Consider the following 15,683-nt stretch of genomic DNA (forward strand, 5'->3'; position numbering starts at 1 on the left):
GGCCGGCGGCGGCCATCACCGGGCGCCCAAAGGCCCGGGGGACCTGCCCAAGCAGTCGTGGATGGCGGTGCTGAAGCGCACCGCCAAGGAGTTCAAGAAGGACAACCTCACCGACCTGGCCGCCGCGCTGACCTACTACGGCGTGCTCGCGATCTTCCCGGCCGCGCTGGCCCTGGTATCGATCCTGGGCCTGATGGGCAGCGGGACGCTCCAGCCGATGATCGACAACGTCGGCAAGTTCGCGCCGGGCGCCGCCCGCGACGTCATCACCAACATGCTCAAACAGATGCAGGGCAGCCAGGGCAAGGCCGGCATCGCCCTGGTCATCGGCATCGTCATCGCCCTGTGGTCGGCCTCCGGCTACATCGCGGCCTTCATGCGCGCCTCGAACGCCGTGTACGACATCGAGGAGGGCCGGCCGGCGTGGAAGATCCTGCCGACCCGCTTCCTCATCACCGTCGTGACCGTCGTCCTCCTCGCGCTCATCACCGTGGCCGTGGTGTTCACCGGCTCGCTGGCCAAGAAGGCGGGGGACGTCATCGGGCTCGGCAGTACCGCGATCACGGTGTGGAACATCGCCAAGTGGCCCGTGATGGTGGTGCTGGTGAGCTTCATCATCGCGCTGCTGTACTGGGCGGCGCCCAACGTCAAGCGCCGGTTCCGCTGGGTCACTCCCGGCAGCCTGCTCGCCGTGCTGCTCTGGCTGGTCGTCTCGGCCCTCTTCGCGCTCTACGTCGCCAACTTCAGCAACTACAACAAGACGTACGGCAGCCTGGCCGGGATCATCATCTTCCTGGTCTGGCTGTGGATCTCCAATCTCGCGATCCTGCTCGGCCTGGAGTTCAACGCCGAAATGGAGCGGAGCCGCGCCCTGGAAGCCGGGCATCCGCGGGACGAGGAGCCGTACGTCGAACCGCGCGACACCCGGAAGCTCTGAGCGAGCCCCCCACTACGCACCCGGCGGAGGACCGCCTCCGCCGCGGTGCGGTGCCGGGCCCGGTCCCTCGCGGAACCGGGCCCGGCGCCGCTTCTCCGGCGGCTGTTCTCCACTCCCTTCTCCCCTTCCGCGCCGTCAGTCCTTCTTCTTGGCGGCCTGCTGAGAGGCGTCCTCACGCTCCGGCTCCTGCTGTTCGGCCGGTTCCCGCCGCCCCGAGCGCCGCAACAGGACGGTCGCGCCGCCGACGGCCAGCGCCACCGGCCACTCCAGCGCCCCGGCGACGGCCAGCGCGCCCAGCCCGCCGTAGTACAGGAGTTCCCTGGCGGGCGGCAGGGGCGGCAGCCAGTCGCCGGCCGTCCGCGCGTTGTTCACCACGTCCCCCGGCGTGAAGTAGGGGACGTGCAGCGGGGCCCGGACGTCGAGAGTGTGCACGCTCAGGCCCTGCTTGCTGCGGTGGATGTGGGTGTCCTCGGTGGTCTCCGGCGGAGCGGTCCGTTTCGCAGCGGTTTTCCGCGTGCTTTCAGCTGTACTGGGCATCCCAACTCCTCGTTTGGCCCGAGTACGGTGTGCTGTGCGTACTCCATTCTCGCGCGTCCGGCGACGCGTCGGGGCATCGGAACGAAGCGGGCGGGCAACGGCTTCGGGGGACCGGATGCCGGGAGGCGGGTGGCGGACGGTGAACGTTCCGGGGATCGGCATCGTGCACACGATGGCGCGCACCGCGGCGAGCGCTCTGGGCTCGTCGGCGCGACCACGTACGAGGATCATCGGCGAACAGGCGCACATCGCCGTGCGCGGACTGCGGGAAGCCGAGGAGGCGACGGCAGCGGCGGTGACCGCCGCCGTCGAACGGCGGCTCGTCGAACTGCCCGCCGTGCGCTGGGCGGCGGTCAACGCCGTGCTCGGGTACGCGGTGGTCGTCCTGGACGGCTCCCCGGAGCTCGTCGAGACGGCACAGGCGCTGACCGAAGCGGTCGAGACGGTGGAGGAGGAGCACGGGCTGACCGGCCCGCTGCCCGAACACCCCTTCGCGCCCGGCGACATTCGGCGCGCCGCGCTCTCCCTCGCCCTGCAGGCGGCGGCCGTACCGGTCGCCACCGCCGTCCGGCTCTCCCGGCGCACCCCGCTGCCGGTCGCGCTCTCCGCACTGGTCACCGTCGTCGACACCCAGCCGGCGCTGCGCCGGAAGGCGACGGCCGTGGTGGGCGCCCGCAACGTGGACGTGGTGCTGGCCGGCCTGAGCGCGCTCGCCCAGGCCGGCGCCGGCGGGCTCCCCGGGCTCGGCGTGGACGCCGTCCGGCACGCCCTGCGGCTCGCCGAGACCGTTGCCCACCGCGACGCCTGGGAGGCCGCGGCGCCGCGCATCGCCGAGACCGAGCGGCACGCCCGCGCCGCCGCGCCGCCCGGCACGCCGCGCGAGGTTCCGCTGCGGGAGGGCCCGGTCGAGCGGTACGCGCGCCGGGCCGGATGGGTCGCCGGTACCGTCTTCGCCGGCACCCTCGCGGTGACCCGCAGGCCGACGCCCGCGGCGAGCGCGACCCTGGCCACCGTGCCCAAACCGCCCTGGGCGGCCCGTGAGGCGTTCGCCGGCACCTTGGGCCGGGGCCTGTCCCTGCGCGGCACCCTCGTCGCCGACCCCGGCGCGCTGCGCCGGCTGGACCGCGTCGGCACCGTCGTACTGGACACCGACGCCCTGCTGACCGGCGGTCACCTGCTGGCCGACCTGGCCCCGCTGGACCCGGAGCGCTCCACCGGCGACCTCGCCGCGACCGCGTACCGGCTCTTCGACGGGAAGCACCCCACGGCGGAGCACGAGGACGACGGCTGGTCGCTGGCGCCGCTGCGGCAGCCGGGACGCGAGGGCGCGAGCGGGGAGGAGGCGGCCGCGGCGGCCCGGCTGCGGGGCGCCGGCGCGCAGCACATCCTGGCGCTGACCCACGACGGGCGTACCTGCGCGCTGATCGCCGTGGTGCCCGAACTGCACGAGGCCGCCGAAGGACTGGTCACCGCGGGCCGCCGGTCCGGGCTCACCGTCCTGGCGGCGGGCGCGCACGCGGACCACGTCGCCCTCTCCGACGCGCACGGCACGGTGCCCGGCGGCGACCGGCTGGCCGCCGCCGTCCGCGACGCGCAACGCGACGGCACGGGCGTGCTGCTGCTCTCCCGGGACCGGGCCGCGCTCGCCGCCGCCGACGTCGGCGTGGGCGTCACCGGCCGGGACGGCGTACTTCCCTGGGGCGCCGACCTGTACGTGGGCGACGATCTCGCGCAGGCGGCGGTGCTGGTCGCGGCGTGCGGCGCCGCCCGGCCCGTCTCGCAGCGCGGCGTACGGCTGGCCCAGGCGGCGGCCGTGGTCGGCGCGGTGGCGACGCTGGCCGGCCGCCGGCGGCGCGGCCTGGCCGCGCGCAGCCTGCTCGCCGTCAACGCGGCGGCCGCGCTCGGCATGGCGCAGGGCGTGTGGGCGGCGGCGCAGGCGCTGCGCACCAACGGCGCCCCGATCGCCGCCCGCAAGCCCTGGCACGCCATGACCCCGCAAACGGTGCTGGCCCTGACCGACGGCAGTGAGGGCGGTCTGAGTACCCGTCAGGCCCGCAGCCGTACCCGGACGGCGGGGGAGCAGGTCCGGCAGCCCTCGCTGGTCCGGGCGGTCGCCACCGAGACCGCCAACCCGCTCACCCCGGTACTCGCCGGCGGCGCCGCCCTGTCCGCCGGGGTCGGCGCGCTGCTCGACGCGTACATCATCATCGGGGTCACCCTGCTCTCCGGCTGCATCGGCGGCGTCCAGCGGTACCTGGCCGACCGCGCCGTGGCCGACCTGCACCGCCGCTCGGCCGTCATGGCCCACGCGCTGCGCGACGGCGAGGAGCGCCGGCTCCCCTCCGAAGAGCTCGTCGCGGGCGATGTGGTCGCGCTGGCCGCGGGCGACGTCGTACCGGCCGACTGCCGGCTGCTCACCGCCCGCGGCCTGGAGGCGGACGAGTCGGCGCTGACCGGCGAGTCGCTGCCGGTGGCCAAGGACATCGCGCCCGTGCTCGCCTCGGACGTGGCCGACCGTACGTCCATGGCGTACGAGGGGACCACCGTGGCGGCGGGCCGGGCGCGTGCCGTGGTCGTCGCCACCGGCGCGGCCACCGAAGCGGGCCGCGGCGCGCAGGCCGGGCGGGGCGCGGCGGCCCCGGTCGGCGTGGAGCGCCGCCTCGCGCAGATCACCCGCACCACGATGCCGGTGGCGCTCGGCGCCGCCGCCACCCTGATGGCCGTCGGCCTGCTGCGCGGCCGCCCAGCCCGGGAGACCGTCGGCGCGGGCGTCGGCCTCGCGGTGGCCAGCGTCCCCGAAGGGCTGCCCTTCCTGGTCTCGGCCGCCCAACTCGCCGCCGCGCGGCGGCTGTCGGCGCAGGGCGTCCTCGTCCGCGACCCCCGCACCATCGAAGCGGTCGGCCGCACGGACGTACTCTGTTTCGACAAGACCGGCACCCTCACACACGGGCAGATCTCGCTCAGCGCCGTCTCGGCGGCCGGCCGCAACCTGGCACTGGACCGCCTCGCGCCCGAGCACGAGGACGTACTGGCCGCCGGGTTGCGTGCCACGCCCCGCCGGCGCCGCAAGCAGCCGTTCGCGCACGTCACCGACAGCGCGGTGGTCAGCGGCGCCGAGGAGGCGGGCGTGCACCGCACCCGCTCGGCCGCCGGCTGGAAGCGCACCGCGTACCTGCCGTTCGAGCCCAGCCGCGGCTTCCACGCCGCGGTCGGCCGCAGCGGCAAGGAGTGGGTGCTGTCGGTCAAGGGCGCGCCGGAGGAGGTGATCCAGCGCTGTACCACCCAGGAGGGGCGGCGGCTGGACCGCGCCGACCGCGACGAGATCCTGGCCGAGGGCGAGAAGCTGGCCGCCGAGGGGCACCGCGTCCTCGCGGTCGCCGAGCGCCGCACGCGCAAGGACCCGGCCGCCGACGGCACACTCGCCGACGAGACCGTCGGCAAGCTCGGCTTCCTCGGCTTCCTCGCCTTCGCCGACCAGGTACGCTCCACCGCCGCCGGGTCCGTGCGGGAACTGGCCGACGCGGGCGTGCACATCGTCATGATCACCGGCGACCATCCGCAGACCGCCGAGTCCATCGCCATCGAACTCGGCGTCATCGACGGCCGCCGCGTCATCACCGGCGCCGAGCTGGACGCCCTGGACGACGACGCGCTGGACAAGGCGCTGCCCGACGTCGGCGTCGTCGCGCGCTCCACGCCGGTGCACAAGGTACGCGTCGTCCAGGCGTTCCAGCGGCTGGGCCGTACGGTCGCCATGACCGGCGACGGCGCCAACGACGCGCCCGCCATCCGGATCGCCGACGTCGGCATCGCGCTCGGCGGCCGGGGCACCCCAGCGGCGCGCGCGGCCGCCGACCTGGTGGTCACCGACGACCGGCTGGAGACCATCCTCGCGGTGCTCATCGAGGGCCGCGCCATGTGGGCCTCGGTGCGCGAGGCGCTCGCCATGCTGGTCGGCGGCAACCTCGGCGAGATCGCCTTCACCGTACTCGGCGCCACCGTCTCCGGCACCTCGCCCCTGACGGCCCGTCAACTCCTGCTGGTCAACCTCTTCACCGACCTGCTCCCGGCCATCGCCCTCGCCGTCCGCCGGCCGCACCCCGATGCCGCCGACCGGCTGCTCCGCGAGGGCCCTGAGGCGTCGCTGGGCACCGCGCTGACCGACGAGACCGCGCAACGGGCGCTCGCCACGGCGGCGGGCGCCGCCGCCGGCTGGCTCGCGGCACGCCTCACCGGCCGCCCGGCCCGCGCCCGTACGGTCGCGCTCGCCGCGCTGGTCGCCAGCCAGCTCGGCCAGACCCTGCTGATCGGCGGCCGGGACCGTACGGTCGTGGCCTCCGCGCTCGGCTCGATGGCCGCCCTCGCGGCGGTCGTCCAGACCCCGGGCCTCAGCCACTTCTTCGGCTGCACCCCGCTCGGCCCGGTCGCCTGGACCATCGCCCTGGGCGCGGCCGGCGCGGCGACGGCGGGCTCGCCCTTCCTCCCGCCGCTGGTCACCCGCATGGAGGCGCTGGCGACCCGGAAGAAGGGAGAACCGGTCACGGCTGCGGCTACGGCTCCGTGAGTTCGGTCGCCACCTCGATGACGGCGGGCCGGCCGCTGCCGAGCGCGTCCTTCAGGGCGCGCATGAAGTCCTCGCCGGTCCGCACGGCGCTCGCCGCGACCCCGTAACCCCCGGCGAGTTGGACGAAGTCGATGCCGGGCACGTCCATGCCCGGTGTCTCCCCGGAGTCCAGCACCTTGGAGAACCAGCGCAGCGCGCCGTACGTACCGTTGTTGAGGATCACGATGATCACCGGGATGCCGTACTGGGCGGCCGTCCACAGCGCCGTGATGCCGTAGTTCGCCGACCCGTCGCCGATCAGCCCGATCACCTGCCGTTCGGTGTGCGCCAGTTGCGCGCCGACGGCGGCCGGCAGCCCGAAGCCCAGCCCGCCGGAGGCCGGGAAGAAGTAACTGCCCGGCAGCGACAGGTCCGTCTGCGCCCAGAACGCGCCGGTCGTCGAGGTGGACTCCTTCACGTACACCGCGTCCTGTGGAGCGGTCCTGCGCAGCAGCGCGAACAGCTCCTCCGGGTGCAGCCGGTCGCCGGACGCGGCCGCGGGCGCGGGCCGGAAGTCCGGCAGCGGCGGCAGCGCCGGGCGCCGCCCGCCGGTCACCGCGTCCGCCACCCGAGCCAGCGCGTCCCGCACCCCGCCGACCAGCGCCTCGCCCATCGGCGCCCGCGCGGCCTCGCCCGGGTCGCTGGTGAGGTGGATCAGCCGCGCGCCCTCGGGCAGATACGCGCCGGGCACGAACTGGTGGTACCGGAACACCGGCGCCCCGGCCACCAGGATCACGTCGTGCCCGGCCAGTGCGTCACTCACGCCCCGCACGGCGGCGGGCAGCACGCCGCGGAAGGCGGGGTGCCGGGTGGGGAACGGGCAGCGGGACGCCGAGGGCGCGATCCACACCGGCGCGCTCAGCTTCTCCGCCAGCCGCACGGCGTCGCCATTGGCCTCCTCGGCGTCGACCTCGGGGCCCAGTACCAGTACGGGATTCACGGCCCCGTCCAGGGCCGCGACGAGGTCGTCGAGCTGCGCCCCGCTCAGCGCGCCGGCCGCCGCCGTCCGACGCACCGTCAGATGCCGGGCGCCCTCCGGCGCTTCCTGCGCCCAGTCGTCGTACGGCACCGACACGTACACCGGCCCCTTGGGCGGCAGGTTCGCCAGGTGGACCGCCTGGCTGAGCGCGCGCGGCACGTCCGCCGCGCAGGCCGGCTCGCAGGCCCACTTGACCAGCGGCTTCGGCAGCGCCGACGCGTCCACGTTCGCCAGCATGACCTCCTGGCCGACCGTCGAGCGCACCTGCTGGCCGGCGGTGATCACCAGGGGGCTGTGCGCGTACACGGAGTTGGCGAACATGCCCATCGCATTGCCGGTACCGGCGGCCGCGTGCAGATTGACGAACGCGGCGCCACCGCGCGCCTGCGCGTACCCGTCGGCCATCGCCAGCACGGCCCCCTCGTGCAGCCCGAGGACGTAACGGAAATCCGCCGGCATCCCGGCGAGGAACGGCAGCTCGTTGGAGCCCGGATTGCCGAAGACCGTCGTCAGGCCGTGCGCCCGGAGCAGCTCGTACGTCGCGTCCCTCACGGTGGCCATCGGTTCTCCCCATTCCTGTGCCGGGTGACCCGCCTCACGGTAGGAGCGGCCCGGGTATAGGTCCAATGACTGCTGTCGATGGCTGCATAGAGGTCGCCTATGTAGGGTCGCGCCGTGACCGACCTGGATCTCAACCTTGTGAAGACCTTCGTGCTGCTCTACGAGACCCGGAGCGTCACCCGCACCGCCGAGGCCCTCTTCATTACCCAGCCCTCCGCCAGCCACGCCCTGCGGCGGCTGCGCCGGCACTTCGGCGACGAGCTGTTCGTCCGCTCCGCCGACGGGCTCCGCCCGACGGAGACCGCGGCGCGGATGTACCCGCGACTGCGCCAGGCCCTGGAGGTGATCACGGAGACCGTCTCCGGCGCGGGCGCCTTCGACCCGCTGACCTCGCAGCGCACCTTCCGGATCCGCGCCACCGACCTCGGCGAGATGATCCTGCTGCCGGCCGTACTGGCGGAGCTGGAGGCCCGCGCGCCGCACTGCCGGATGGAGGTCGCACCGCTGGACTCCGCCGGCGCCGCCGAGGAGCTGCGCCAGGGCCGGGCCGACGCCGTGATCTGCACGCCCCGCATCGACGCGCCCGACATCCGCCGCGACCCGCTCTTCCAGGAGCGTTACGTCGGCCTCCGCGCCGAGGACCACCCGCGTATCGGCGACCGGCCGGGGCTGGGGGAGTACTTGGCCGAACGGCACATCGCCGTGGCCGCCGCGGCCGGCCACCTCGACGCCGACCAGGTGCTCGGCCGGCTCGGCCACCCCCGCGACATCGTCGCCCACGTACCGCACTTCGCCGTGCTGCCCGAACTGGTCGCCCGCACCGGATACCTGGCGGTCGTGCCCGGCCGCGCCGTACGGTCCTTCACCCGCGCGGCCCCGGTGCGCACCTTCACGCTGCCCTTCGACCTCCCCACCGCCGAGGTCGCGCTGTACACGTACCGCAGGACGCTGCCCGCGCCGGCGGTGGAGTGGCTGCGCGACACGGTCGCCGGGCTCCTCGCGACGACGGACCGGACGACAGAACGGTCCTGGCAAGACCATTGACAGGCGCCGGAAGCGCGCTGACACTCATGCCACCAGTTGGTGAACGAGACTTCACCAGGCGAACAGTCGCCAGGTGAACAGCTTCCCGTGAGACGCCACCTGCACGAGCCGACAGATCCCAGGGACACCCATGACTTCCTCCGGCACGACCGGGCCGGCAAGCCCGACCGCCGACCGCCCGCCGCACACCTTCCGCACGGTCTTCCCGGTCCTGGCCCTGTGCTGGCTGGCCGTCTTCTTCGACGGTATGGACGTCAACATCTACGGCGCCGTCATGCCGCACATGCTCGACGACCCCGGCCTCGGTCTCACCCCCGCGAGCGCCGGCTCGATCGGCAGCTGGACCGCCTTCGGCATGTTCTTCGGCGCGCTCGCCGCCGGCAACATCACCGACTGGCTCGGCCGCCGCCCCACGCTGGTCGCCAGCGTCACGCTGTTCTCCCTCGGCTCCGCGGTCTGCGCTCTCGCCGCGGGCCCGGCCGCCTTCGGCGCAGGCCGCTTCGTCGCGGGCATCGGCCTCGGCGGCCTCACCCCGCTCGCCCTCGCCATGGTGCTGGAATTCGCGCCGCCCGGCCGGGCGGCCCTCACCACCGGCCTGCTGATGTCCTCGTACCACGCGGGCGGCATGGCAGCCACCGGCATCGGCCTCGGGCTGGCGCCCGCCGCGGGCTGGCGCGCCGTGTTCTGGGCAGGCGTGCTGCCCGCCCTCGTCGCCGTACCGCTGCTGCTGAAACTGCTCCCCGAATCGCCCGGCGTGCTCCTCGCGCGCGGTGACCGCACGCGGGCCGACGCCGTCGCCGACCGGTACGGCCTGCCCCGGCCCACCCCCGTCCAGGCCCCGGCCGCCGGCGCCAAGGGCCGCCTGGCCGCCGTCCGCGCCCTCTTCAGCGCCGAGTCCCGCTGGGCCACCCTCCTGCTCTGGCTGGCCTCCTTCTGCGGCCTGGTCCTGGTCTACGGCGTGTCCACCTGGCTGCCGCAGATGATGCGCGCCTCCGGCTACGGCCTCAGTTCCTCGGTGACCTTCCTGATGGTCATCAACGCGGGCGGCATCGTCGGCATGTTCGTCGCGGGCCGCGCCGCCGACCGCTTCGGCTCCGTGAAGATCTCCGCCCTCTGGTTCGCCCTCACCGCGGCCGGCGCGCTGCTCCTCAAGTCGCACATGCCGCTCGGCCTCACCTACGCCGTCATCGCCCTCACCGGCGTCTGGCTCTTCAGCGCGCAGGTCATGGTCTACGCCGTCACCGACACCGTCTACCGCGACAGCGAACGCGCCGCGGGGCTCGGCCTGGTCACCGGCGTCGGCCGGATGGGCGCGGCCTTCGGCCCCTGGCTGATCGGCGTCCTCGCCGCCACCGGCAGCCAGAGCATGGGCTTCACGGCCTTCGCCATGGCCGGCCTCCTCGGCGCCGCCGCCATCGCCCTCGTACCCCTGGCGCGCCGCAAGGGCGTGCCAGGGGCGACGGAACGTCATACCGCTGTGCGGGCGCCTCAGAACGGATAGTGCGCCTGCTGCGTCGCGACCGTCAGCCACCGGGTGCTGGAGAACGCCTCGATGCCCCAGCGGCCGCCGAACCGCCCGTAACCGGAGTCCTTGACGCCGCCGAACGGCGCCTGCGGCTCGTCGCCGACGGACTGGTCGTTGACGTGCACGATGCCGGTACGGATACGGCGCGCGACGGCCAGCCCGTGCGTGGCGTTCTCGGTGAGGATGCCGCAGGTCAGGCCGTTCTCCGTGTCGTTGGCCAGGGCGATGGCCGCGTCGTCGTCGGCGAACGTCTCGATGACGCAGACCGGTCCGAACGCCTCGCCGTAGTACAGCTCCATCTCCTTGGTGACGCCGGTCAGCACGGTCGCCGGGTGCACCGCGCCCTCCGGCGCCCCGCCCCCGGTCAGCACCGTGGCGCCCTTGTCCACCGCGTCCTTCACCAGCGCCGCGACGCGCTCCGCCGCGGCCGCGCTGACCAGCGGACCGACGACGGTCTGCGGCTCGCGCGGATCACCGGCCGGCAGCGTCGCCACCTTCGCCGTGAACTTCCGCGTGAACTCCTCCGCCAGGCTCTCGTGCACCAGGATCCGGTCACCGGACATGCAGATCTGCCCCGCGTTCATGAACACGCCAAAGGTGACCGCGTCGACCGCGTAATCCACGTCCGCGTCGTCCAGCACGAGGATCGCGTTCTTGCCGCCCAGCTCCAGCACCGCGGGCTTGAGGTGCCGCGCCGCGTGGGTGCCGATGATCCGGCCCACGCCCGTCGAGCCGGTGAAGTTGACGGCCCGTACGCGTGCGTCGGCGATCAGCGTCTCGGCGACGGCGGCGGCGTCCTCGGGGGCGTTGGTGACCACGTTCAGTACGCCGTCCGGGAGCCCGGCCTCGCGCAGCACGTCGGCGACGAACAGCCCGCAGGCCAGCGGCGCGTCCTCGCTCGGCTTGACCACGACGGTGTTGCCCGCCGCGAGCGGCGCGGCGACGGCGCGCACCCCGAGGATCAGCGGCGCGTTCCACGGCGCGAACGCCCCGACGACGCCCAGCGGTTCGCGCACCGCCATGCCCAGCGCGCCGCTCTCCTGCGTACTGAGGACCTCGCCGCGCGGCGCGGTGATCGCGGCGGCCGCCTCGCGCAGCACATTGGCGGCGAGCGCGACGTTGAAGTGCGCCCACGGCGCCGTGCCGCCGACCTCCTGCGCCATCAGCTCGACGGCCTGTTCACCCTTGGCGTCGAGCAGGTCGGCGGCCTTGAGGAAGATGGCCCGGCGGGCGAACGGGGCGAGCGCGGCCCATGCGGGGAAGGCCGCGTCCGCGGCGTCCACGGCCCGCGTGATGTCCTCGGGCCCGCCGGCGGCGACGGTCGCGTACACCTCACCGGTGAAGGGGCTGACGTCCTCGGTGGTACGGCCCGAGGCGGCGGGTACGTCCTCGCCGCCGATGAACAGTTCACGGGTGGTGGCCATGGGCTGAGTGATCCTTCGAGAGAGGGGGAGGGGGGAGAGGGGGAGCGAGGAACTCGACGTTCGCATGACTCGACGTTCGTATAGTGAACCTTTGTTCACATTTCTGGGAAATGCTGCTTCCGCGCGCCGTGAATGTCAAGATCCGGGCGCGGGCTCCACCGGGCGGCCACCAGCGGGTGCCGTGCTGGTGCCGTGCGGGTGAAGCCCCCACCTGCCGCCGCGGACGGGCGCCGGACCCGGGTACAGAAATCCCATGCGCGCCCTCGTGATCAACTGCACCCTCAAACCCTCCCCGCAGCCGTCGAACACCGAAGCCCTCGCAGGCGTCGTCGTCAAGGCCCTGGACACCCACGGCGTCACCGCGCAGACCGTCCGGGCCGTCGACCTGAATCTCCTGCCGGGCGTGCAGAGTGACATGGGCGAGGGCGACGACTGGCCGTCGGTGCACGAGAAGATCCTGAACGCTGAGATCCTGGTCATCGCCTCGCCCACCTGGCTGGGCAGGCCGTCCTCCGTGGCGCAGCGCGTACTGGAGCGGATGGACGCGATGCTCAGCGAGACCGACGACCAGGGGCGCCCGGTCGCCTTCAACCGCGTGGCCGGCGTCGTCGTCACCGGCAACGAGGACGGCGCCCACCACGTCATCAGCGAGATCAACGGCGCGCTGGTCGACATCGGCTACACGATCCCCGGCCAGAGCTGGACGTACTGGCACCTGGGCCCCGGCCCGGGCCCCGACTACCTCGACGAGGACCGCGGCCACGACTGGTCCGCCTCCACCGCCCGCGCCATGGCCTCCCAGCTGGCCCACACGGCCCGCGCGCTTGCCGCGCACCCGCTGCCCGCACCTCCCTCCTGACCCCGAAGCTCAAGGAGTACTCGACCGTGACAACACAGCGTCCCCGGGGCCCGCGCGCCCTGGCCGCCGCCCTGGCGGCACTCTCGGGCGTACTGGCCCTCGCGTCCTGCGGCTCGGACGGTTCTCCGGCGTCCGGCGGCTCGTCCGGCGCGACGTCCGCGTCCGCTTCCGGCTCCGGGTCCGGTAGCGCGTCCGCTTCCGGTACCGCGGCCGCGGGCGGCGCGGTGAAGTGCGGCAAGGCGGCCACGCTGCGGGCCTCCGGCTCGACCGCGCAGCAGAACGCCATGCGGTTCTGGATCAGGAACTACCGGAAGGCCTGCGACGGCACCCGGATCCAGTACGAGGGCTCCGGCTCCGGCGCCGGTCAGAAGGACTTCCTTGCGGGCCGTACCGCCTTCGCCGGCTCCGACTCCGCGCTGCGGCAGGCACAGCGGGACCGGTCCAAGAAGGCGTGCGCGGACGGCGGCCGCGCCGTCCACCTGCCGATGCTCGGCGGCCCGATCGCCGTCGCCTACAACCTGCCGGGCGTCAAGAAGCTGGTACTGGACGCCCCCACCCTCGCCCGGATCTTCGACGGCAGGATCACCAAGTGGAACGATCCGGCGATCGCGAAGCTGAACCCCAAGGCCGACCTGCCCGCGACGCCCCTCAAGGCGGTGCACCGGTCCGACGCCTCCGGCACGACCGACAACTTCACCGCGTACCTGCACGCCGCCACCCCGAGCGGCTGGCCGCACCCGCACGGCCAGAAGTGGCCCGCCAAGGGCGGCGACTCCGCCACCGGTTCGTCCGGGCTGGCCGCCAAGGTCAAGCGGACCGAGGGCGCCATCGGATACGTCGAACTCGCCTACGCGATCGGCAAGTCCATCCCCACGGCCTCGCTCGACACCGGCGCCGCGGCGCCGGTCGACCCCACCGTCGTCAACGCCTCGAAGGCACTGGCCGGCGCGAAGGTCGCCGGCTCGGACGGCGACCTGGTCCTCGGCCTCGACTACAAGCCCAGGACCGCCGGCGCGTACCCGATCGGCATGGTCACGTACGAGATCGTCTGCGACAAGGGCAACAAGGCGAAGACCTGGCCCGCCACCAAGTCCTTCCTCCTGTACGCCGCCGGCATGCAGGGCCAGCAGGACCTCTCCTTCCAGGGCTACGCCACCCTCCCCGCCAAGGTCATGGACAAGGTACGCAACAAGCTCAACAGCATTTCCTGACCTGCCGGAGAGTTCTCTGTGCGGGTGTTGCGCGAGGACCGCGTCTTTGGGGCCGGCGGCACGGCGGCGCCGGCCCTGCGCGATTTCGCTGAATAGCCAGCGCTAAACGATTCTGCTGAATTTCGCACGCACGTACATTCATGTGTTATATGCACTCATCACACAAAGCCATTCGGGCCCCGCTATGCTCACTGCCGCGCAGCGAGTTGCGGCGGTCACAGGGCCTCTCTGCTGGCTGTCGCGCTGCCGTTCATCCGCACGAGTGCTCGGGCGTCCCGGGACCCGGCTCCGCGCGCGGAATGCGAACTTGGAATGCGCTGCGGCCAAGCGTTGGTGAGTGTGAACCGACGAGCGTCCACCTTGTTCCCATCCCTTTTCCTGGCGTCTTTCCTGGCGACCGTATTTGCCGTGCATGACGCCTCGTCCCTCTCCACGAGTCCTTTGAGGATGCCGATGGTTCGTGCTGATTCGCCGCCCGGAAGGCCGGGGCGCACCTCCACCGCAATGTGGCTGTTGCCACCCGCACTACTGGCCATATGCACGGCCGTGGCCGTGTTGCTGACGCCCTCGGTGGCCCGTGCCCACGCCGCCTGGATCGGCACCATCGCCACGGCGGCGGTGGCCGTCACGGCCGGGGAGGCGGCGAGACGGGGACGGGCGATCGCCGGGCTGCGCAGGCAGTGCGCCGAGAGGGAGGCAGTACTGCAACGGCAGTTGGCCGAGCAGGAGACCGAAACGGCGCGGATGGCCAAGGAGATCCTGCCGGCCGCCATGGCACAGCTTCAGCAAGGCGTGCCGGTCGAGAACGTACTGCTCAACACCTGCCCCCTGTCCCGCGTGAGCCCCCGGTTCCAAACCGCACACCATGCGGTGCTGCGCTACGTCCTCCAAGCCGTCGAGGCCGAGGAGGATCTGCGTGACTCCGCCCAACGCGCCTTCGTCAACATCGCCCGCCGGGTCCAGGCCATCGTTCACCAACAGGCCCAGGAATTGCGGGAGATGGAGGACCGACACGGCAATGACCCGGACGTCTTCGGCGACTTGCTGCACCTCGATCACCGGACCGCACTGATCGGCCGGCTGGCGGACAGCATCGCCGTACTCGGCGGGGCCCGGCCGGGACGTCAATGGCAGAAGAACATCCCGCTGTTCAACGTGTTGCGCGGCGCCATGTCCCGGATCACCGATTACCAACGTGTCGATCTGCACTCGGTGGCCGACGTCGGCATTCTCGGACGCGCCGTCGAACCACTGATCCACGCCGTGTCCGAGCTGCTGGACAACGCCACTCGCTATTCGCCGCCGCAGACACAGGTCCATCTGACCGCGACAGAGGTCCAGTCCGGGGTGGCCGTCGAGATCGAGGACGCCGGGCTCGGCCTGACCGATGAGGCCCGCATCCGCGCCGAGCGGGCCCTGGCGCAGAACTCCGCCAGCGGACTGGACCTCGACGACCTGGGCGAGTCACCACGACTCGGCCTCGCGGTGGTCGGCCGGCTCTCCCACACGAACAACTTCAAAGTCTCCCTCCGCGAATCCGCGTACGGCGGCGTACGCGTCGTCCTGATCGTCCCCCCGGCCCTGATCACCGCAACGCCGGCGCCCGGCGGAGCCGTGGCCAAGGCCGCCACCCTGCCGCCGCCCCGGCACACCCTCGGGCCGCAGCGCCGCTACGGGGTGGCCGTCGAGGAACCGGTGTCCACCGACGCTCCGCGCACCACCAACGGCCTTCCACAGCGCAGGAGTCGTACGCGCGCGGTGGTTCCGCCCGTACGGCCGAAGCCCGCACGCTCCACCACCACCGACTCCCCGTCCCCGGCGTCGGTCGAGCAACCCCCACAGGCCGGGATGTGGCTGGCCGCCTTCCACGAGGGCGCCTACGGCGAGTCCCGAGCCGAGTCCCCGGCACATCGTCCCCATGAGCCGAGCGATGACGAGTCCGATCAGTAACTGAGCCATTAGGTAAGGGTGAATAAGCAAGTGGCGACACAGCAACGGCTCAA

Annotated in this window: 10 protein-coding genes; 7 read left to right on the forward strand and 3 right to left on the reverse strand. The window is 73.1% G+C overall.

Annotated elements, in window-relative coordinates; genetic code table 11:
- The first annotated feature begins 61 nt into the window (after window positions 1-61).
- Window positions 62-937, forward strand: coding sequence for a YihY/virulence factor BrkB family protein (locus ACZ4MH_RS28765; protein ID WP_351600377.1), 876 nt, complete (start codon window positions 62-64; stop codon window positions 935-937).
- A gap of 135 nt (window positions 938-1,072) precedes the next feature.
- Here the strand turns inward: ACZ4MH_RS28765 and ACZ4MH_RS28770 are convergent, their stop codons facing one another.
- Window positions 1,073-1,474 carry a hypothetical protein gene (locus ACZ4MH_RS28770; protein WP_351600376.1) on the reverse strand — a complete coding sequence of 134 codons (402 nt, stop codon included), beginning with the start codon at window positions 1,472-1,474 and terminating at the stop codon, window positions 1,073-1,075.
- A gap of 139 nt (window positions 1,475-1,613) precedes the next feature.
- Here ACZ4MH_RS28770 and ACZ4MH_RS28775 point away from each other — a divergent pair, with 139 nt between their 5' ends.
- Complete coding sequence (locus ACZ4MH_RS28775; protein WP_467754756.1) at window positions 1,614-6,038, forward strand: cation-translocating P-type ATPase; 4,425 nt, start codon at window positions 1,614-1,616, stop codon at window positions 6,036-6,038.
- On the opposite strand, the gene mdlC is transcribed toward ACZ4MH_RS28775, so the two are convergent.
- Window positions 6,025-7,617, reverse strand: a complete 1,593-nt coding sequence (gene mdlC / locus ACZ4MH_RS28780; RefSeq protein ID WP_351587482.1) for a benzoylformate decarboxylase — start codon at window positions 7,615-7,617, stop codon at window positions 6,025-6,027. The genes ACZ4MH_RS28775 and mdlC overlap by 14 nt on opposite strands.
- 114 nt (window positions 7,618-7,731) lie before the next feature.
- On the opposite strand from mdlC, the gene ACZ4MH_RS28785 reads away from it, so the two are divergent.
- Both ACZ4MH_RS28785 and ACZ4MH_RS28790 read left to right on the forward strand, forming a co-directional pair.
- Complete coding sequence (locus tag ACZ4MH_RS28785) at window positions 7,732-8,661, forward strand: LysR family transcriptional regulator (RefSeq protein ID WP_351587480.1); 930 nt, start codon at window positions 7,732-7,734, stop codon at window positions 8,659-8,661.
- Between the two features lie 130 nt (window positions 8,662-8,791).
- Complete coding sequence (locus ACZ4MH_RS28790) at window positions 8,792-10,162, forward strand: MFS transporter (protein ID WP_351587477.1); 1,371 nt, start codon at window positions 8,792-8,794, stop codon at window positions 10,160-10,162.
- Here ACZ4MH_RS28790 and ACZ4MH_RS28795 read toward each other — a convergent pair.
- A complete protein-coding gene (locus ACZ4MH_RS28795; protein WP_351587475.1) occupies window positions 10,150-11,610 on the reverse strand; it encodes an aldehyde dehydrogenase family protein in 1,461 nt (486 codons plus the stop codon). The two genes, ACZ4MH_RS28790 and ACZ4MH_RS28795, sit on opposite strands and share 13 nt — an antisense overlap.
- 253 nt (window positions 11,611-11,863) lie before the next feature.
- Between ACZ4MH_RS28795 and ACZ4MH_RS28800 the strand changes: the two genes are divergently transcribed.
- The 3 genes from ACZ4MH_RS28800 to ACZ4MH_RS28810 all read left to right on the forward strand — a co-directional run bounded on the left by ACZ4MH_RS28800 (window position 11,864) and on the right by ACZ4MH_RS28810 (window position 15,630).
- Entirely contained in the window at window positions 11,864-12,469 is a 606-nt protein-coding gene (locus ACZ4MH_RS28800; RefSeq protein ID WP_351587473.1) for a flavodoxin family protein, read from the forward strand.
- 26 nt (window positions 12,470-12,495) lie between these two features.
- On the forward strand, window positions 12,496-13,680 hold the full coding sequence (gene pstS, locus ACZ4MH_RS28805) for a phosphate ABC transporter substrate-binding protein PstS (RefSeq protein WP_351587471.1): 1,185 nt from the start codon (window positions 12,496-12,498) through the stop codon (window positions 13,678-13,680).
- 453 nt (window positions 13,681-14,133) lie between these two features.
- The gene (locus ACZ4MH_RS28810; RefSeq protein WP_467754757.1) at window positions 14,134-15,630 is read left to right on the forward strand and encodes an ATP-binding protein; all 1,497 of its coding nucleotides are present in this window, start codon (window positions 14,134-14,136) and stop codon (window positions 15,628-15,630) included.
- Window positions 15,631-15,683 lie beyond the last annotated feature (53 nt).

The sequence above is a fragment of the Streptomyces sp. NPDC026301 genome, from assembly GCF_055567935.1.